The 19,091-nt window shown below is 69.6% G+C and carries 19 protein-coding genes; 8 read left to right on the forward strand and 11 right to left on the reverse strand.

Annotation, left to right across the window (positions count from 1 at the left end):
* The first annotated feature begins 18 nt into the window (after positions 1-18).
* Positions 19-213: a hypothetical protein gene (locus BMY29_RS12090; RefSeq protein WP_049988917.1), complete on the forward strand. Its 195-nt coding sequence runs from the start codon at positions 19-21 to the stop codon at positions 211-213.
* 46 nt (positions 214-259) lie between these two features.
* On the opposite strand, the gene mutS is transcribed toward BMY29_RS12090, so the two are convergent.
* From mutS to BMY29_RS12115, 5 genes are all read right to left on the reverse strand, one after another.
* Positions 260-2,980: a DNA mismatch repair protein MutS gene (gene mutS / locus BMY29_RS12095; protein WP_049988918.1), complete on the reverse strand. Its 2,721-nt coding sequence runs from the start codon at positions 2,978-2,980 to the stop codon at positions 260-262.
* 483 nt (positions 2,981-3,463) lie between these two features.
* Positions 3,464-3,823: a tRNA-binding protein gene (locus BMY29_RS12100; protein WP_049988919.1), complete on the reverse strand. Its 360-nt coding sequence runs from the start codon at positions 3,821-3,823 to the stop codon at positions 3,464-3,466.
* A 50-nt stretch (positions 3,824-3,873) separates the two neighbouring features.
* Complete coding sequence (locus BMY29_RS12105; protein ID WP_074854741.1) at positions 3,874-4,848, reverse strand: TIGR03560 family F420-dependent LLM class oxidoreductase; 975 nt, start codon at positions 4,846-4,848, stop codon at positions 3,874-3,876.
* A complete protein-coding gene (gene thiD, locus BMY29_RS12110) occupies positions 4,845-6,206 on the reverse strand; it encodes a bifunctional hydroxymethylpyrimidine kinase/phosphomethylpyrimidine kinase (protein ID WP_049991180.1) in 1,362 nt (453 codons plus the stop codon). The genes BMY29_RS12105 and thiD overlap by 4 nt, the downstream gene beginning before the upstream one ends.
* Positions 6,207-6,303: 97 nt before the next feature.
* Positions 6,304-7,353 carry an AIR synthase family protein gene (locus BMY29_RS12115; RefSeq protein WP_049991179.1) on the reverse strand — a complete coding sequence of 350 codons (1,050 nt, stop codon included), beginning with the start codon at positions 7,351-7,353 and terminating at the stop codon, positions 6,304-6,306.
* Between the two features lie 207 nt (positions 7,354-7,560).
* Here BMY29_RS12115 and BMY29_RS12120 point away from each other — a divergent pair, with 207 nt between their 5' ends.
* From BMY29_RS12120 to BMY29_RS12130, 4 genes are all read left to right on the forward strand, one after another.
* A complete protein-coding gene (locus BMY29_RS12120) occupies positions 7,561-8,688 on the forward strand; it encodes a putative sulfate/molybdate transporter (protein ID WP_049991178.1) in 1,128 nt (375 codons plus the stop codon).
* Between the two features lie 54 nt (positions 8,689-8,742).
* Entirely contained in the window at positions 8,743-8,886 is a 144-nt protein-coding gene (locus BMY29_RS21095; protein ID WP_173424933.1) for a hypothetical protein, read from the forward strand.
* Positions 8,879-9,412 (forward strand): DUF7384 family protein, encoded by a 534-nt coding sequence (locus tag BMY29_RS12125; protein ID WP_049991177.1) that lies wholly within the window; start codon positions 8,879-8,881, stop codon positions 9,410-9,412. Before BMY29_RS21095 ends, BMY29_RS12125 begins: the two co-directional genes overlap by 8 nt.
* Positions 9,413-9,516: 104 nt before the next feature.
* A complete protein-coding gene (locus BMY29_RS12130; protein WP_049991176.1) occupies positions 9,517-10,647 on the forward strand; it encodes a guanosine monophosphate reductase in 1,131 nt (376 codons plus the stop codon).
* A 43-nt stretch (positions 10,648-10,690) separates the two neighbouring features.
* Here the strand turns inward: BMY29_RS12130 and BMY29_RS12135 are convergent, their stop codons facing one another.
* The 5 genes from BMY29_RS12135 to BMY29_RS12155 form a co-directional block, all read right to left on the reverse strand.
* The gene (locus BMY29_RS12135) at positions 10,691-11,242 is read right to left on the reverse strand and encodes an XTP/dITP diphosphatase (protein WP_049991175.1); all 552 of its coding nucleotides are present in this window, start codon (positions 11,240-11,242) and stop codon (positions 10,691-10,693) included.
* 130 nt (positions 11,243-11,372) lie between these two features.
* The gene (locus tag BMY29_RS12140; RefSeq protein WP_049991174.1) at positions 11,373-11,663 is read right to left on the reverse strand and encodes a DUF5808 domain-containing protein; all 291 of its coding nucleotides are present in this window, start codon (positions 11,661-11,663) and stop codon (positions 11,373-11,375) included.
* A gap of 85 nt (positions 11,664-11,748) precedes the next feature.
* The gene (locus BMY29_RS12145) at positions 11,749-13,392 is read right to left on the reverse strand and encodes a bifunctional N(6)-L-threonylcarbamoyladenine synthase/serine/threonine protein kinase (RefSeq protein ID WP_049991173.1); all 1,644 of its coding nucleotides are present in this window, start codon (positions 13,390-13,392) and stop codon (positions 11,749-11,751) included.
* 78 nt (positions 13,393-13,470) lie between these two features.
* On the reverse strand, positions 13,471-13,605 hold the full coding sequence (locus BMY29_RS12150) for a 30S ribosomal protein S27ae (RefSeq protein ID WP_049991172.1): 135 nt from the start codon (positions 13,603-13,605) through the stop codon (positions 13,471-13,473).
* Positions 13,606-13,920: a 30S ribosomal protein S24e gene (locus tag BMY29_RS12155; protein ID WP_049991171.1), complete on the reverse strand. Its 315-nt coding sequence runs from the start codon at positions 13,918-13,920 to the stop codon at positions 13,606-13,608.
* A gap of 153 nt (positions 13,921-14,073) precedes the next feature.
* Between BMY29_RS12155 and BMY29_RS12160 the strand changes: the two genes are divergently transcribed.
* Together BMY29_RS12160 and BMY29_RS12165 are read left to right on the forward strand one after the other, a co-directional pair.
* Positions 14,074-15,279, forward strand: a complete 1,206-nt coding sequence (locus tag BMY29_RS12160) for an outer membrane protein assembly factor BamB family protein (protein ID WP_049991170.1) — start codon at positions 14,074-14,076, stop codon at positions 15,277-15,279.
* Complete coding sequence (locus BMY29_RS12165; protein WP_241471308.1) at positions 15,276-16,271, forward strand: hypothetical protein; 996 nt, start codon at positions 15,276-15,278, stop codon at positions 16,269-16,271. The genes BMY29_RS12160 and BMY29_RS12165 overlap by 4 nt, the downstream gene beginning before the upstream one ends.
* Before the next feature lie 31 nt (positions 16,272-16,302).
* Here BMY29_RS12165 and BMY29_RS12170 read toward each other — a convergent pair whose 3' ends face one another.
* Positions 16,303-17,415, reverse strand: coding sequence for a beta propeller repeat protein (locus BMY29_RS12170; protein ID WP_049991169.1), 1,113 nt, complete (start codon positions 17,413-17,415; stop codon positions 16,303-16,305).
* A gap of 113 nt (positions 17,416-17,528) precedes the next feature.
* Here BMY29_RS12170 and BMY29_RS12175 point away from each other — a divergent pair, with 113 nt between their 5' ends.
* A complete protein-coding gene (locus BMY29_RS12175) occupies positions 17,529-19,037 on the forward strand; it encodes an ATP-binding protein (RefSeq protein ID WP_049991168.1) in 1,509 nt (502 codons plus the stop codon).
* Positions 19,038-19,091: the final 54 nt, after the last annotated feature.

Consider the following 19,091-nt stretch of genomic DNA (forward strand, 5'->3'; position numbering starts at 1 on the left):
GGACCGGCTTTCACTATCATGACCAGCTACACTGTCGACGTACCCGACGGTGGGGAGCGCGGGATCAGAATCGAATGCGCCGAACACGGCGACGCCGAGGAGTTCCAACCGGGGTATCGGACGGTGGCGTTTCACTGCGACGGTTGCGGGTACGAGGTCGAACTGACCCTCCACGACCTCCACGAGTGGCGGGATCTCGGCGAGCGGTGCTGACGGGCCGCCGACCGGGTTCCCGGCACCCGGCGGCTCCCGCTCGCAATCACTCCTCGAGTCGCTCCTGTAGCTCCTGAACCTTCGTGACGAGTTCGATCGGCGGCGTCGTGTTCACGTCGATCGACTCGAGATCCGAGAGGACCGCTTTCACTTCGGGATCGATCGCCTGGTCGTCGTCCTCGCCGGACTCGGCCCCACCACCGGCGCCCGCCGGGCCGCCGTCGGTCGTCGCCGGTGTCTGCGCTTGCGAGCCGTCCTGGCCCTGATTCTGCGTCCGCATCGTTTCGCTCCCCAGATCGAAGACGGCCTGGACGGGCTCGGTCGAGCCGCCGCCCTTGGCCTCGATGGCCTTCTCCTCGCGCAGACGTTCGAGGACGTCCCGCGCGCGGTCGACGACCGGATCGGGGACGCCGGCGAGGTCGGCGACGTGGATCCCGTAGGAGCGGTCGGTCGGCCCGTCCCGGACCGTTCGGAGAAACGTGACGTCGCCGTCGCGCTCGTCGGCGGCCACGTGGACGTTGGCCACGCGCGGGAGGTTCTCCGCGAGCCCCGTCAGTTCGTGGTAGTGGGTGGCGAAGAGGGTCTTCGCCTGTACTTCGTTGTGCAGGTACTCCGTCGCCGCCCAGGCGATCGAGATGCCGTCGTAGGTCGCGGTTCCCCGCCCCACTTCGTCTAAGATCACGAGCGACTCCTCGGTCGCCGCGTGGAGGATGTTCGAGAGTTCGCTCATCTCGACCATGAACGTCGACCGGCCCTGCGCGAGTTCGTCCAGCGCGCCGACGCGGGTGAAGATGCCGTCGACCAGGCCGATCTCGGCCTCCTTCGCGGGAACGAAACTGCCGATCTGCGCCAGCAGGACGATCCCGGCGACCTGTCGCATGTACGTCGATTTCCCGGACATGTTGGGCCCGGTAACGACCAAAAAGCCGCGATCCTCGTCCATCCGCACGTCGTTGGGGACGAACTCCGTCGTCTGCTCGACGACCGGGTGCCGGCCCTGATCGATCTCGAAGCGGTCGTCCCGGTGGAGGTCGGGCTGGACCCACCGGTTCTCGGCCGCGTGGGTCGCCAGGCTGGCGAGCGCGTCGACGGTCGCCAGCGCGCGGCCGACGTCCTGGAGCAGTTCGGCGCGGCCGGCGACCGCCTCGCGGAGCTCCTCGAAGAGTTCGTACTCCAGTTCCCCGCGTTGCTCCTCGAGGCGGAGGATCTCTCGCTCTTTCTCCTCGAGTTCGTCGGTGGTGAACCGCTTGGAGTTCTTCAGCGTCTTGATCTCCTCGTAGTGGTCCGGCACCCCGTCGGCGGCGGACTTGCCGACCTGAACGTAGTAGCCGTCGGTCTTGTTCCGGTCGACGGTGACGTGCGAGAGGTCGTGCTGGCGCTTCTCGCGTTCGGCGAGGGTGTCGAGCCACTCCTTGACCGCCTCGTGGCGCTCGATGACCTCGTCCAGTTCGTCGTCGTACCCTCGTTGGAGGAGTTCGCCCTGGGTCACCGTCGACGGCGGGTCTTCGGCGATGGCCTCCGCCAGGGTCTCCCGGAGGGCCGCGGCCGCCTCCCGGTTCGGCCGCTCGACGATCTCCGCGAGCGGCGAGTCGGCCAGGTCCGGGTTCGATGCGATGGTCTCGGCCAGGCGCGGCAGGACCGCCAGCGTCTCCCGGACGGCGACCAGGTCCCGCGCGTCGGCGCTGCCGTGGGTCGCCTTCGAGGCGAGCCGCGCCAGGTCGTAGGCCTCGCCGAGCGTGTCCTGAATCTCGTCGCGGGCCAGCGCCGCCGTCGAGAGCGCAGCGACACTGTCCTGGCGGCGCTCGAGCGTCTCCAGCGACCGGCGCGGCCGCTGGAGCCACTCCTTGAGCAGGCGGCCGCCGGCGCTGGTCTCGGTGTGGTCGATCGTCGCGAACAGCGACCCGTCGCGCTCGCCCTGCATGGTCTCGGTGAGTTCGAGGTTGCGCTGGGTCGTCGCGTCCAGCGTGACGTGATCGTTCCCGTGGTGGGCCTGGATGCGGGTCATCGAGGCCAGCACGCCCGCGCCGGTCTCCTCGACGTACGAGAGGATCGCGCCGGCGGCGGCGACGGCCGGCTCGGCGGCCGACAGCCGCTCGACGGTCTCGGTGCCGAACTGCTCGCGAACCCGATGGTCGGCCCGCTTCGGCGCGAACGCCTCGGTCTCGTGGAGCGTCAGTGTCGCGTCGACGCGCTCGCGGACCAGATCCAGCAGTTCGTCGTCGGTGCGCACGTCGGGCCCCGGCAGCACCTCGACCGGGTCGAACCGGTACAGTTCGGTCAGCGCCTCGTCGACGTCGTCGGCGTCCGCGACGAGGAAGCGGCCGGTCGTCACGTCGGCAAACGCCAGGCCGTACGCGTCTCCGTCCGCGCTCGTCGTTTCGCTCCCGCTCGAGCCGTCGATGACCGCCGCCAGGTACTGCGCGTCGGCGTCGCTGGTCTCTAGCAGGGTGCCGGGAGTCACGACGCGGACGATCTCGCGCGCGTGTCCGGAGTCGGTCTCGTACTGATCGGCGACGGCGACGCGGTAGCCGCGCTCGACGAGGGCCTTGAGATAGGGCGTGAGGTCGTCGACCGGCACGCCGGCCATGGGGTACGACGAGCCGTGAGAGGACTTCTGGGAGACTTTGAGGTCGAGCTCGTCGCTGACGATCTCGGCGTCCTCGCCGAAGAATTCGTAGAAATCGCCACACTGCATCGTCAGTAGTTCGGCGTCGGTCGCTTCCTTCAAGGAGAAGAATTCCCCGACGATCCCCGTCGCCTCGGTCATATACGGTGGGTGTCCGTCCACCGCTAAAATCCTGCGGATTCCGCGGTGAAAGTGGTCCGTTCGCAACGAGTACACGGCCGGATAGGTATTGTCCCCGCAGGGCCCTCGAAACGCCGCAGCCGTCGCTGTCCGCTCTGGAGTTTTCGTCTCGCTTCGACTTCGATCGGCCGCTCTCGAACCGTCGACTACCGATTCGAGACGATCAATAAAACGTCGGCCGGGAGCCGACGGTCGCCGTCGGCCCCGTCACTGGTTTCCGGTGGTAGGTGGGTGGATAGAGGATCGGAATCGTCGGCTGGCGTGACGTTGGAACGATCTCCGATCACCGGCGAGGGTGACGTGACGTCTCGGAGTGTCGAACGGGTCTGGCAACGACCGAATTCGATCCCTCGCCGCTTAGTCCTACGCGAGCACTGTCTATACTTATTCACCCGTTAAAACCATTTCAGCGGCGGTAATCGGCCGATCTACGAACGACCGAGTTCAGTACAACGGGCCGCCGAGTGGCACCTCCTCGTCCGGCGAGACGAGAATCGGATACCCCTCCTCGCAGGGGACGCCGACGGTCAGCGCCTCGGATTTGAAGCCGGCGATCCGCACCGATCCGAGGTTCGTCGCACAGAGCACCTGGCGACCGACGAGGGCGTCGGCGTCGTAGTGATAGTCGAGTTGCGCGGCGGACTGGATCGGTTCGCCGCCGCCTTCGGCCTCGCTCTCGTCGCCGGCATCCCCGCTGAGGTCGATCCACAGTTTCGTCATTTCCGGCTTCTCGGCTTCGGGAAACGGCTCGGCATCGATCACTTCGCCGACTTCGATCTCGACGTCGAACGGACTGTCGACCATGTGCCGCGATAGCAGGGCCGTCACAAATTAGCTATCGGTTCGCGAGCCGACTAGTCGAGCAACTCGTCGGCCAGCAGGGCGAGGCTCTCGTCCCCGTCGTCGGCGACGGACGGCATCGCGAGCATGACCGTCTCGATACCGACGTCGGCGTAGTCGGCAAGCCGGTCGCGGACCTCGGCCGGCGTACCGGCGGGTGCCGTCTCGAGGTAGCCCGAGAGGAAGAACTCGCGGGGTTCGGCGGGTTCGCCGGCCAGGAACTCGCTCCGGAACGCCTCGCGCTTTTCCTCGGCTTCCTCGGTCGTCTCGCCGACAAAGGCGAACAGCTCCGCGGACTTGCGGATCTCGTCGTACCGTTCCTCGCTCTCGCAGTGCTCGCGCAGCACGTCGAGCTTCTCGGCGAACCCCTCGGGGTCGAGCGTGCCGTAGTTCCAGCCGTCGGCCAACTCGGCGGTGTACCGCAGGGTAAAGTTCTCGCCGCCGCCGCCGATCCAGATCGGCGGGTGCGGGTCCTGAACGGGCCGGGGCTCGCAGAACGCCTCGTCGAGATCGACGTCGAGGTGCTCTCCCTCGTGGCTGTAGGTCTCCTCGGTCCACAGTCCCTGCAAAATCTCGACGGTCTCGGCCAGGCGGCGGAGCCGCTCGGCCGGCGGCTCCCGGAACTCGTAGCCGAAGCGGTCGTACTCGTCTTCGTACCAGCCCGCGCCGAGGCCGAGTTCGAGGCGCCCGTCGCTAACGTGATCGACGGAGGCCGCCATCTTCGCGAGTAAGGCGGGATGACGGTACGACTGGCTGGTGACGAGCGTGCCCAGCCGCACCCGGTCGGTCGCCTCGGCGATCGCGCTCAGGGTCGTCCAGCACTCGTGGGCGTTCCGGCGCGGATCGCCGATCCACGACTGGAAGTGGTCCTCGAGCCAGACCGAGTCGTAGCCCAGCGACTCGGCCTCGAGCGCGGTGTCTCGCACCGTCTCCATACCGGTCCCGTACTGCGGAAGGATGACCCCGACGTCGAGGTCGGTCGCACTCATTCGGCCACCTCCGAATCGAGCGCCAGCGCGCGGTCGGCGAGCGTCTCGGCGTCCGGAGCGAGGAGTTTCACCATCGCCTCTTTGCCGACGTCGCCGCGATCGACGACCGCGACCGGGGGCTCGTCGCGATCCGCGAAGGCCTGGCGAGCGCCCCAGCCCATCGTCCGGCCGTCGGTCGCTTTGACCTCGTCGGGCTCCTCGCCGCGGTCGTACTCGGCGACCGGCCAGGCGAGCGCGTCGAGCGCGTCCTCGACGGACGGGTCGAACCGGCAGTTGACCGCGAACCGGTACTCGGGGTCGAACTCGCGGGCCGACAGGAGGAACCTGGCGACGTGGCTCGAGGCGCCGAACCGGACCCCGCGGTTGGGCTGGACGCCCGACAGCGTCCGCGTGATCCGGCCCTCGACGGCGGCGGTCTCGGCGACGGACTCGGCGTACGGCGTCGCGCCGACGACGTTCATCCCCACCTCGGGGACCAGCGCCGAGACGTCGGCGTCGACGAACCGGTCGACGACCGCTTGAACCTCCTCGGCGGTGGTCTCGCGGGCGGCCTCGTTGCGCAGCGGGACCATGTGGTTGACCGCGCCGTGACCCTCTCCGACGTCGTAGTAGTAGCGCACCGCACGCGCCAGGAAGTCGGTCGCGCCCTCCACGGCGGTCTCGAGGGGCTCGCCCTTGGCCAGGCGAGCCGCGATCGCCGCGGCCAGGGCACAGCCGGAGCCGTGGGTGGCGTCGGTGCCGACGCGGGGGTGTTCGAACGCCCGGACGATGTCATCGGTGACGAGCACGTCCTGAACGCGCTCACCGGGGACGTGCCCGCCCTTCACGAGGACGGCGTCGACGCCGGTCTCGAGGATCGCCTGGCCGGCCTCGCGGGCACTTTCCTCGTCGGTGACGGCGATATCGGTCAGGACCTCGGCCTCGTCGGCGTTCGGCGTCACGAGGGCCGCCCGGCCCAGCAGGTCCTCGTAGGCGCGCTCGGCCTCGCGCTCCAGCAGGCGGTCGCCGGAGGTCGCGACCATCACGGGGTCGACCACCAGCGGGAAGTCGAACTCACTGGCCCGCTCGGCGACGGTTTCGATGACTTCGGTCGTCGCGAGCATCCCCGTCTTCGCGGCGCCGACGGCGAAGTCGCCGGTGACGGCCGCCAGTTGCGCTTCGATCTCCTCGATCGGAAGGACGAACGAGGACTCGACGCCGCGGGTGTGCTGGGCGGTGACGGCCGTGATCGCCGACGTGCCGAAGACGCCGTGGGCGGCCATCGTCGCGAGATCGGCCTGGATCCCGGCGCCGCCGCCGGAGTCGCTGCCGGCGATCGTCAGCGCGACCGGTCGGCTATCGGGTGCTGGTGTTCGCATGCGTGAGGCTATTTCCCGGTTATACTAAGCGGTGATGGTCGGATTATCTAACGGTCTCCGGACGTCGGACGTGGCAGACGAGTCGCGGGGATCGGGACTACTCGGCGCGGTCCGCCAGGCGGGAATAGGCCGCCCACGACGGATCGACGCAGGGATGGGCGAGTCGATCGCCGTCGACGAGGACGGCACCGGCCTCGTTTCCGCCCTCGGCTGCGGATTCGCCACCGGCCGCGTCGACGCGACCGATTTCGGCGACTGGCGTGCCCCGCTCCTCGAGCGCCCCGCGCACGTCGTCGACGCCGTCGGGGTCGACCGCGATCAGGAGCGAGCCGCAACTGGTCGCCGCCCAGGGATCGATCTCGAGGGCGTCACAGACCTCGCGGACGCCCGGCCGCAGCGGGACGGCGTCCCCGTCGATCGCGAACCGGGCGCCCGCGCCGTCGGCCATCTCGTTGAGCGCGCCGGCCAGGCCGCCCTCCGTCACGTCGTGCATCGCCGTCACCGGGCCCGCGGCGGCCGCGGTGAGGGCGTCGCGGACGGCGAAGACCTCGTCGAGGCGATCCTGCGCGTCCGCGACGACGTCGTTCGGGAGATCCAACTGGTCGCCGAAGAGGGTGCTCAACAGGCCGACGGCTTCGACGCCGGGACCGTTCGTCAGGAGCAGTCGGTCGCCCTCACAGGCCCCGTCGGGGCGGACGATGTCACCGTGGTCGCCGACGCCCATCGCGGTTGCGGCGCCGACCCAGGGGTGGGACGGGTCAGCGTAGCGGGCCGTGTGGCCGGTCACGACTGCGACGCCGAGGTCGGCGCACTCGGCGTGGATCGTCTCCCAGACCGTCGCGAACTCGTCGTCGGTCATCCCCTCGGGGAGGGTAAAACAGATCGAGAGGTGTGACGGGGGGACGCCGCTGACGGCCACGTCCGCGAGCACGAGGTCGAGGGCGAACCGCGCCGCCCGCTCGAACCCCAACGCGGGAAGGATCGACAGCGGGTCCGTGGCGGTGACCAGCGCCCGATCGCCGACGTCCAGCACGCCGAAGTCGACGCCGTGGGTCGGACCGACGGCGACGTCGTCGCGATCGGCGCCGAGGTTCGGCGCGATGTGACGGTCGAAGAACGCGCGATCGATTTTTCCGAGGTCGCTCACGGCGGATCGCTCCCGCCGAACCCTCTTAGCCGCGTCGATAGTCGGTCGCGGCTGACACGTCGCTGATCGGTAACCGCCGACTCGGAGCCGGCGATCAATCGGTTACGCTCGCCGGTACGTAACCGAAACCACCCGCATACGCGGAGCTACGAAACCGTGTGTGGTTACGAACAAGAGTGAAGGAAGCGCCGCGCATAGCCGGCATAGATGGCGTATTCGCTGGGATCGCGGGCCGAATCCGACCTCGAGTTCTCCGCCAGCGAACTCACGGGTGCGCTAGGTGATTCGGTTACGGTACTCCCCCTGCTGATCGCGCTGGCCGCGACGACGAGCGTCTCCCTGCCTCACGTCCTCATCGGCTTCGGCGTCTTTCAGATCGTCTGGGGGGTGTACTACGGACTCCCCCTCTCCGTCGAACCGATGAAGGCGCTGGTCGGCCTGGCCATCGTCGGCGCGCTCTCCTACGCGGAACTCGCCGCGGCCGGGTTGTTCGCCGGCGGCGTCCTGCTCGCCGTCGGGCGACTGGGGCTCGTCGGGCGGCTCCAGCGGGTCGTCGGCGAACCGGTCATCCGCGGCGTGCAGTTCGCGGTCGCGCTCCTCCTGTTCGAAGCGGCCGTCGACCTCTCGCTCGGGAACCCCCCGGTCGCCGCGGCCGGCCTGGCCGTCGTCGGCCTGTTCGCGCTCGTCGGCTACCGCCAGGCGAGCGTGCTCGCGGTCCTCGGGCTCGGCGGGGTCGCGGCCGTCGCGACGACGGGCGTGCCGACGCCGACGGCGCCGGAACTCACGGTCTTTCCCGCGGGGACGCCGACGGTCACGTCGGCCGCGCTCGAGGGCACCGTCGCCCAGTTGGGGATGACGGTCGGGAACGCGGCGATCGCGACCGCCTTGCTCTGTGGCGACCTCTACGATCGAGACGTCTCCGCCGACGCGCTCTCGACGAGCATGGGCGCGACCTGTCTGACGGCGATTCCGTTGGGCGGCATCCCGATGTGCCACGGCAGCGGCGGACTCGCCGGCAAGTACGCCTTCGGCGCGCGGACCGGCGGCGCGAACGTCCTGCTGGGAATCGGCTACCTCGCGCTCGCGCTGGTCGCCACCGGCGCCGTCCTCGCCGCGTTCCCGACGGCCGTCCTCGGGGTGTTGCTCGTCGTCGTCGCGCTCGAACTCGGTAAGGCGGCGTTCGACCCTGTCTCCGGCAGCCGTTCGCTCGCGCTCGTCGTCGCCGTCGGCGTCGTCGGCCTGGTCGTCAACGTCGGCGCGGCGTTCGTCCTCGGGGCCGTCGCGTTCCCGCTGCTCGTACGGCGGTCGGAGACCGGGTCTCGGCCGGCGCAGTGAGCACCCGAGTCGCGAGTCGGACGACCTTTCATCACGCGGCTCCAACCCCCGCCGATGAGCGAGCGCTGGGCCGACCTGTTCGATCGCGGGGCGGAGTACGACGCCGATCGCGAGCGGATCCGAGCGGAACTCGCGTCGATCCGAGCGGGAGACGGACAAGCGGAGGGGGAAGGGGAAACGGAGGACGACGATGGCTGAGAACGAAAGCGAGTCCGTGCGCGACCGCGACGAACCGAACCCCGCCCGCGTCGTCGCCGACGCCGACGTGCTCGCGGCGGACCTCCTGCTCGGCGGCGACGCGCGCGAGGCGCTGGACCACGTCCGCAGCCACTCCTGGGTCGAACTCGTCGCCAGCGACCCGCTGCTCGATCAGACGGAGCGCCTGGTCGCGCGCCTGGCCGATCCGACGCTCGCGGCCGACCACCGCGAGCGACTCGAGGCCGAGCGCGTCGCGGTCGACCAGCCCGAGGGCGACCACCCCGCACTGGCGTCGGCCTATCGGGGTGAGGCGGCGCACCTCCTCTCCTACGACGAACGGCTCCGGTCGGCGGCGGCTGGGCTGACACTCCAGCCCCGCATCTCGGTCAGCATCCGCCCGCCGGACGCGTTCGCCAGGCTGTTCGACGCCGAGAGCCTATACGCGGCGGTCGAGGACGGCGGCGACAGCGACGGCGGTGACAACGACTGGGAGTACCCGGGGCCGGATCGCGACCCGCGAGCGTAGGCCGTATCGGACGGGTGGCGACGCTTTTCGACGGGTCGGACCGGTCGGCCCGTCGAGCGGCGGCGGGGGACTTATGCGGCGCGACCGACTCACTAGTACGGGGTATGAGCGACTTACGCAATCTCCGCACCGGGCTAAGCTACGGTGACGTGCTCCTCGTTCCGAACCGCTCGCCGGTCGACAGCCGCGGCGACGTCGATCTCTCGACGCCGTTTACGCCGCGCATCGAACTGGATACGCCACTGGTTTCCGCCGCGATGGACACCGTTACGGAGGCCGAGCTGGCGATCGAACTCTCCCGCGCCGGCGGGATCGGCGTCCTCCACCGCTTTCTCACGTCGGCGGAACAGGCCGACCAGGTCGCCGCGGTGACCGCCGCCGACGAGCAGGTGGCCGCCGCCGTCGGGATCAACGAGGACTACGTCGCCCGCAGCGCCGGCCTGGTCGACGCCGGCGTCGACGCGCTCGTGGTCGACGTAGCCCACGGCCACCTCGAGCGAACGATCGAGGCCGTCGAGCGGCTCCGGGCCGAGTTCCCGGAGACTGACCTGATCGCCGGCAACGTCGCGACGCCCGCGGGCGTCAGGGACCTGGCGACCGCCGGCGCCGACTGCGTGAAAGTCGGCATCGGCCCGGGCTCGCACTGTACCACCCGGAAGGTTGCGGGGGCCGGCGTTCCGCAGCTGACGGCCGTCGACGACTGCGCCGAGGCGGCCGCGGACCTGGACGTCAGCGTCTGCGCGGACGGCGGCATCCGCACCTCCGGGGACGCGGTGAAGGCGCTGATGGCGGGTGCCGACACCGTCATGATGGGCAGCCTCTTCGCGGGGACCGAGGAAGCGCCTGGTGCGGTGGTCGAGGTCGACGGGACCCGGTACAAGCGCTCGCGGGGAATGGCGACGACGACCGCGGCGAAGAAGCGCGACGACAAGGAGAACAACGTCAGCGCCGACGAGGGCGTCGAGGCGCTGACGCCGTACAAGGGCCCGGTCGCCGACATCGTCGAGGAGTTCTGTGCCGGCATCCAGTCCGGCCTCTCCTACTGCGGGGGGCACACGATCCCCGCGGCCCGCGAGAAGGCCGAGTTCATCCGCGTCGCCCCCAGCGCGAAGGACCGCGAGGGGTACCACGCGGATCACGACTGGGAGGGCGTCAGCGTCAAGAGCGAAGCGAAAATCGTCACGGAAGCACAACTGGCGGCGGACGACGCCGCGAACGCCGAGCGCGGCGACTAGCGCTTCCGCTGCGGTCGTGGAATAGCGAGCGCGGAAGCGGGCGTCAGTCGTCGCGCCCGGCGTACCACTCGGCGAACGCGGCCAGCGCGCGGCCCCGGTGCGAAATCGCGTTCTTCTCTTCGGTACTCATCTCGGCCATCGTCTGTCCATTGTACTCGAAGATCGGGTCGTAGCCGAACCCGCCCTCGCCGCGGGGCGCGACGAGCGTGCCTGCGACCGAGCCCTCGAACGTTTCGGTGCCGCTCTCGTCCGCGTACGCGAGCACGGTCCGGAACTGTGCACGGCGGTTCTCCTCGTCCGCCGCGAGCCGCCAGAGGCGCTCGACGCCCACGGTGTCCTCAACGTACGACGAGTACGGGCCGGGGAACCCGCCCAGGGCGTCGACGAACAGACCCGCGTCGTCGACGAGCACCGGCTCGTCGCTCCCGAGGTGTTCGAACGCTTCGCGGGCGCCGCGGGTTGCGATCTCCGCGAGCGAGTCGCTCTGGACCTCGGTGTAGTCGTACGCGAGCTGTTCGACGGATTCGATCCCCTCGAGGTAGTCCCGCGCCTCGCGGACCTTCCCGTCGTTACCGGTGACGAATCGAATGGCCATATGCGAGCGACGTCGCGGCGACGGCAAAGCGTCGTCGGTTGCGCCGCGTCCAGTCTCCCGTCCCGCGATCGACTGCTCGTGCTGACGAGCGAGGATCGGAAATCGCGCGAGAAGTAGCGTAGAGCGTCGCTCAGTCGTCCGTCTCGGCGTCGTCGACGATGACCTCGACGGGCTCGTCGGTGCGGTCCGCACCGCCGTCCGTCCCGCCGGACTGTTCCTGCCAGAGGAGGGCACCGGCGATCAGGACGACGATCCACGACCGCCAGTTGGCCAGGTTCAGGGTGTAGCCGACCCCGAAGGGCTTCTCGACGAGCATCCCCTCGCCGGGCTGCCAGTAGGACGAGAGCATGCGGCCGATGCTCGGACGTTCGAAGTTGTACGGTACCCCGAGGATCTCACCGGAAGTCGGCTTCTCTGCCATGGCAGGTGATACGTCCTCCCCCGATAAGAGTATTGTGTGGCGCGGCGATTGCTGCAAGCAGGTGCGATATCTCGGTTCGGATCGGTTATTGCGACTGATACCGTCCGCGGCCCTCGACCTCTCGCAGCCGTTCGAGCACTCGCTCGTCGCCGACCGCGCGGTACCCCTCGCGGACGGCCTCCCGGAGCGGGGCGGGCTCGTCCGCGGTGCCGACCAGGCTCTGGTCGAAAACGTGGAGGTCCATCGCATAGTCCTCGACGTGGTCGGTGTGGTAGCCGAGCCCGAAGTCGATGAGGTAGGTACGGTCTCCGTCGACGCGAACGTTCCGCGTCGTCGGATCCCCGTGGACGAACCCCGCCTGGTGCAGCCGCGCCAGGTGCCGTCCCACGTCGCGCACGCGGTCGGGGGCCAGCGCGTCCCGGAGATCGCGCTCGCCGACGTACTCGAGTTCGAGGCGCGCGTCCCGCGAATCGACGTCCGAGAGGACCGGCGTCGGCACGCCCTCGCGGCGGGCCAGGCTCGTCAGCCTGGCCTCTAAGGTCGTCCGCTCGCGGCGGAGGCGCTCGTCGAGGTCGGGGTGGCGATACCGCTTGGGCTCGCGGCGTTTCGTCACCAGGCCCGCGTCGGGCGCGACGTCGACGAGGGCCTCGGCGCCGCGGACCTGCGTCCGTTCGTCGCCCGCGGCGTCCGCGCCGCGGCCAGCGGCGAGTTCGGGTTCGTCCCGCCGCCACGTCACCGGCACCTGGTCCGGCCGGAAGTCGGGGTCGACGCGCGAGTCCTCGAGCGCGAGGGTGTCGCCGGCGTCGTACATCTTCGCGCCGAGGACGGCGATCATGCCGGCGTTGTCCCGCAGGAATCGCGGTTCGGGGGCGTGGAACGCGGCGCCGCGCTGGTCGCACATCTCCTGAAGCATCTCGCGCAGGCGGGCGTTCTGCCCGACGCCGCCGCCCAACACGAGTTCGTCGCTACCGGTCAGCGAGAGGGCGCGTTCCGAGACCTCGGTCAGCATCCCGAAGATCGTCTCCTGCAGGGAGTAACAGATGTCGTCGACCGGGACGTCGTCGTCGTATCGCTGTTTCGCGGCGCTCATGATCCCCGAAAACGAGAAGTCCATCCCCTTGACGACGTAGGGGAGGTCGACGTACCTGCCGTCCTCGGCGGCCGCCTCGACCTTGGGACCGCCGGGGTGGGACCAGCCGACGTGGCGGGTGAACTTGTCGATCGCGTTGCCGACGCCGGTGTCCATCGTCTCGCCGAGCACCCGGTAGCGCCCGTTGCGGTAGGCCAGCAGGTGGGCGTTCGCGCCGCTGGCGTTGAGACAAACCGGCGACTCGAAGTCCGCGGTGTGGCGACCGATCTCGAGGTGGGCGACCATGTGGTTGACGCCGACCAGCGGCACGTCGAGCGCCTGACTCAGCGCGCGCGCGGCGGTGCCGACGACCCGCAGGCACGGTCCCAGGCCGGGGCCACGGGAGAAGGCGACCGCGTCGACGGGCGACTCCGTGGCCGGCCCGTCGTGGGTCTCACGGGCGTGGTCGAGCGCTCGCTCGACGACCCGCGGGACGGCGTCGTGCATGTGTTCGGACGCTTCGCGGGGGTGAATGCCGCCGCTGTCGGGCTGGTAGGCGTCGCTCTCGATGAAAACGTCGTCGGATCCGGCGTCGAAGACGGCCGCGCTGGCGGCCCAGGCGGTGCCTTCGATACCGAGGATTCTGGTGTCGGAACTCACAGTTACGTGTGATAGCAGTACCGGCCGCGGCTGCAGGCCGCGGTAGGCACAGAAACGGAGTGCGGTTACTCGTCGCCGTTACTCCCACTCGGTGTAGCCGCACTTCCCGCAGTGCAGGCGGTCACCGTGGTCGGCGAGGAACACGTCACCACACCGGGGACACTGGTCGCGGTCGGTGCTCCCGTCGTCGTCGTAGAGTTCGTAGCGAGCCATTTACGCTTCCTCCGCTTCGGCCTCGGCCTCCTCTTCGGCGCCGATCTTGTTGCGCTCGAGCATGTGGTCCTGTTCGACCTCGCGGGCGTAGTCGGCCGTGTCGTAGACCTTGGCCTCGCCAACGGTCTTGCGCATCCCGAACTTGGTGTCGAGCTGGCGGATGACGACCTCGTCGGCGTCCTTGTTCAGCTTCGCCGCCAGGCTGTCCCGAACCTGCAGTCGCGAGGGCGTGGCGTCCTCGTGGACGAGTTCGAAGGTCACGTCCGTCCGATGCAACATGGGGTTCTCCTGCTCGGAGATGATGTCGACGTCCATGATATCACTCAGTTACTCTACTATCTCCGTGTAGCGCCTAAAAGGATTTCGAAGCGGCCACTGTCGTGCCGCCGAGCGATCGTCGGCAGATCGGCGAGCGCGCCGGCGACGGGTATGAAAGTATTTACTGAGTTACCGAATACGATGACAATAATGCCCTCCAGACGACAGTTGCTCGCCTGCGGCGGACTCGCCGTCACCGGCCTGGTCGGCGGTCGCGCCGCCCTGGTCGAGGGGACGGCCGCCGCCGCGCTCGAGTGGCCGATGGCCCGCTACGACGCCGCCGGCACCGGGTACAATCCCGCGGCGTCGGGGCCGAAAGACGACGTCGAACCCGCGTGGACGGGCGCACTCGAGAGCAGCGGCGGCTTCGAGATCGATCCGCCTGTGCTCGTCGACGGCACAGTCTACGCCGGCACCGATGCCCTCATCGCGTTCGACGCCGACACCGGAGACGTCCGCTTCTCGTACGGTACCGCGTACGGATCGACTCCCGCTCGCGCGCGCTCGTCGATCTATCGGACCGACACGCTGGTGGTCAGTTCGACGGACGGACTCGTCGGACTGAACGCCGGCGGTGGCCTCGGCCCGGGAGCGATTCGACTCGGCGCCGAACGCTGGCGCGGCCCGAGTCAGGCCGCGGGATCGTCGATCTTCGGACCGCCGGAGATACCGCCGCCCGTCGCGGTCGGTGACACGGCGTACGCCGTGATCCCTGATGCCGGCTCGATCGTCGCTCTCGCGGCCGACAACGGTCGCGAACGGTGGCGACGGACGATCGAGTACGACGAGGCCACCGTCACCCCGCGCCGACCGGCGGTTCGCGACGGCACCGTCTTCGTCACCGCCTGGCCCCATCAGGTGCGGGCGTTCGACGCCGAAACGGGGGCCGAGCGGTGGCGCACCGACCACCCGGAGCAGATGGTCCTCGCGCCGACGGCGACCACGAATGGCCTCCTCGTCCCGTCCAGATCCGGACTCAGGCTGTACGAGGCCGACGGTGACGGCGACACCCGCTGGAAGCGCGATTTCGACGGGAACGCGACCGCCGGGGCCGCCGCCGTCGCCGACGGTCGCGTCTTCGTCGCAGACGGCACCGAATCGCTGCGCGCGCTCGATCTCGAAACGGGCGAGGAAGAGTGGTCGGTGCCGTTCACCCACGAGGCGACGCCGGTCGTCGCCGACGGCGTCGTCTACGTCACGCGCGACGGCTACGACCTCGTCGCGTTCGACGCCGAGACGGGCGACCAGCGATTCACTCGCCAGGCGAAGTGGTCTCTGTCGACCCCCGCGATCGGTGACGGGGTCCTCTACATCGTCGACGGCGATCGGGTGCTCGCCCTCGAGGAGGCAGCATGACCGACGAGTCGCCGGACGCCGGTTCCGGGTTCGAGTTCGGTACCGAGACGGAGCTAGCAGCCACCGGTGACCGTGACAGCGACGGCGACAGTGACAGCGATCCCGATCGAGGTGAGGAACGAACTTGGGAGCGACTCCCGATACCGGAGCTGACGTCCTCGGCGGGACGGGACGCGCGGTCCGCGTCCGACGACGGCCCGTCATCGTCGTTCGCCGTGGCGATCGCACGGATCCGACGGGAGCCGACGCTCCTGCTGCCGTTTCTCGCCGCCGGCCTCGTCCTCACCGTCCTCGATCTGCTCCGGCGCCGGGACCCGCTCCCGGTACTGGTCGACGACGATCCGACGATCGGTGTCGAGTTCGTCGGCTATCCGACCGGCGTCCCGGAAACGGTGCGCTCGCTGGCGGCGTTGATCGATCTGAAACTTCCCTACCTGCTCTGGGGGATCGGCCTCGAGGTCCTCGCGCTCCTGGCCGTCGTGGCCGCCGGAACCGCGACGATCGCTCGCACCCTCGCGATCGGCGACGGCCGCGAGCGATGGGACGATTGGCGCGACTGGTCCGCGGCGCTCTCGGCCCGGCGGCTGCTCGCGTACCTCGGCCTGATCGCGCTGTTCGACGCGGCCTGGCGAGTTATCGGCTCGTTCGGCGAGTTCGGTCTGCTCGTCGGCACGCTCGTCGCCGTGCCGCTGTTTGCCGTGTACGTGCGCTGTTTCGTCGCTCCCGCGGCCGTCGTCGTCGGCGGTGAAAACGGCGCGGGACCGCTGACGGCGCTTCGTCGCAGCGTCCGCGCGACCCGCGGGCGCGGCTGGTCGATCCTCGCGCTCGTGCTCAGTTACGGGCTCGCGGCCTGGCTCCTGTCGCTCGTCTCCGTCATCGGGACGGCGCTCAGTACCGCCGTCGTCGGATCGCTCCACGCCGTCTCGGCGGCGGTCATCTGGGAACGGGCGAGCGACCGGGACGAGCGAGCAACGGGCCGGCCCGACGAGTGACCGCTGCTCGCTGCCGGCTCTCGACCGCGCGTCAGGCAACCGCCGCCAGGCCGCGGGGCGTCTGCGCCTCGAACGCGTCGGCCCAGTCGATGCCGACCTGTATCCACGAGTCGCCGAAGTCCCGCGTGACGAACAGCCCGAAGTTGTTCGCGGCGTAGACGACGCCGGGGTCGCCGACCGTCGCGAACACCGTCCGGACGACGCCGTCGCCGGTCGGAAGGCCGCGGTCGTCGAGGCGTTCCCACTCGGCGTCCTCGCCGTCCGCGTTCTCTCTACCGTCCTTGCGATAGACGTACGATTCCGCTCGGCTCGCGGTATGGGCCGTCGACGCGCCCCTGGCGCTCGAGACGAGGACGCGGTCCGGATCGCCGGGGTCGGGGACGACGCTCCAGCAGTACCGATGGTCGAGTCCGTCCTGCGGCCGTCGCCACGACTGGCCGCCGTCGTCGCTCTCGGCGTAGCCGTCGCCGGCCGCGGCGTAGAGCCGCCCCTCGCGGTCGGGGTGGGTCGCCAGGCTGTGGTTGTCTCGGCGGGCGCCCGCGGGTCGCTCGCGCCAGGTCGTGCCGCCGTCGGGGGTGTAAACGAACGCGCCGGCCTCGATACCGACGTAGAGCCGTTCGGGATCGAACGGATCGACCTCGAGCCAGCGGACGTGGTGGGTGTGGGGACGCGGCGGAAAGAACCACTCGTCGGCCGAGGGGAGATCGGTCAGTCCGTCGAGTCGGGACCAGGCGTCGCCGCCGTCGCGCGAGCGATAGATCCGGCTGGGTTCGGTCCCGGCGTAGACGACCTGCGGATCGTGCGGGCTGACGGTCAGGGACATCACGGCGTCGCTCTCGCGGTCGGGGTCGGCGGCACCGTCTCCGTTCGCGTTCGCACCGCCGCGGTCGCTGCGAGCGCTTGCCGAGTCGTCGACGACGAATGCGGTGTCGAGGCGGTCGAACGTCTCACCGCCGTCGGTGCTGCGGAAGAGACCGCTCTCGAAGGTGCCGACGAAGAGCCGCTCCGCGGCGTCGGGATGAGTTGCGACGCACTCGAGGTCGTCCCCCTGGAGTCGCGTCTCGGTCGTCCAGTCGTCGGGTGCGGCCGCGTCGCCCCGACAGACGAGCAGTCGGTCCCGAAGCGCTATCGATACCGTCACCATGAGTAATCGAACGGGCTCCGAACAGATACGCTTCGCGCCGATCTGTGAACCGTGTCAACGATCCATCCAATTCATTAATGATGGGTGTGACACCAGTTCTGGGTAGTTCGAAGATGGCCACGTTCACTCGCCGCGCCGTCGACTGCGTTCGTCCGTTTGCGGTCGCCTTACTCGGACTTGGAGTCCTCGCCATCGTCGCGGCGTACGTGGTGACGTTCGGCGGTCCGTACCCACGGTTGGTGCTCGGACTGATCCTGCCGACGGCGGTCGGCCTCGGGTTCGTCCGGTACGGGCTGTGGATCCGCGATCGGGCAGTCGGTGACGGGACCGGGGCCGGCGCGGGGGCCGATCCCGATCGGGCGACGGTCGTCACCCTCTGTTCGTGCGCCTGTGGCGTCCTGCTCACGCTCGTCTGTCTGGGGAGCCTCGCCCTTCTCTCACCAAGGATCGGTGGTAGCAGCGACCTCGCGAAGCCGGTCCTCAACTCGTTGAGCACCGGGCTCGGACTGGGGGCGATCATCGGCCACGCCTTCGTCGAACTCTCGCGACACCGCCGCGAGAACGACCGTCTCTTGCGGGCCGTCGACGCCTCGATGGACGGCATCGCGGTCGTCGTCGACGGCGACCATCACCACGTCAACGACGCGTACGCCTCCCTCTACGGCCTCCGAGACGGCGACGCCCTCGAAGGTCGTCCGTGGACCGAACGGTACACGAAGGACTCCCGGCAGCGTATCGACCGCGAGGTCCGGCCGGCCGTCGCCGAGCGCAACTTCTGGCGCGGCCGGCTGACCGGAACGCGCCCCGACGGCACGACGTTCCCGCAGGACGTGACCGTGAGCGGGCTCGAGAACGGCTCCGTGATCGTCGCTCGCGACGTCACCGAACAACGGGACCGCGAACAGCGGATCCAGGTGCTCAACCGGGTGCTTCGGCACAACCTCCGGAACGCCTTCACCGTCATCCGCGGCCACGCGAACCTGATCGGCGAGCGCGACCCCGAACTCGAGCGCCGACACGTCCGCCCGATCCAGGCGGAGATCGACGACCTGCTCGCGACGGCCGACAAGGCCCGCAGCGCCGAACGGACACTCGACCGACACGGCCAGGCCGGTACCGTCGCGGTCACCGAAGCGGTCCAGACGGTCGCCGAGCGGGCGCGGGCGGCGCATCCGGACGCCCGCATCGTCTCGCGGATCGAGACCCCCGACGGAACGACGCCGACGATCAACGATGCCGTGGTCGACGCCCTGAACGAACTCGTCGACAACGCGGTCCAACACAACGCCACGGACGCGCCGACCGTCGAAATCACCGCCCGAGCCGTCGAGACCGACGGTCGGTCGCGAATCGAGTTTACGGTCGCCGACGACGGGCCGGGAATTCCGCCGACCGAGCGCCGAGCGGTGCTCGAGGGGCGGGAAACAGCGCTGGATCACGGCTCCGGGCTCGGCCTGTGGCTCGTCAACTGGATCGTCCGAACGACCGGGGGCAACCTCTCCTTTGCCGACGCTCCCGGCGATGGGACGACCGTTCGGCTCTCGTTTCCGGACGCGACCGGGGCCGGGAGCGGGACCCGATCCGAAGCCGTGACGGATGCGCCGTCGAACGCGACGCAGTAATCGAGATCCGGCATCCGTACTCCGGCCTTCGGCCGTGCCCCAGCCCTAATTCGT

This window comes from Natrinema salifodinae, assembly GCF_900110455.1.
GTDB lineage: Archaea > Halobacteriota > Halobacteria > Halobacteriales > Natrialbaceae > Natrinema > Natrinema salifodinae.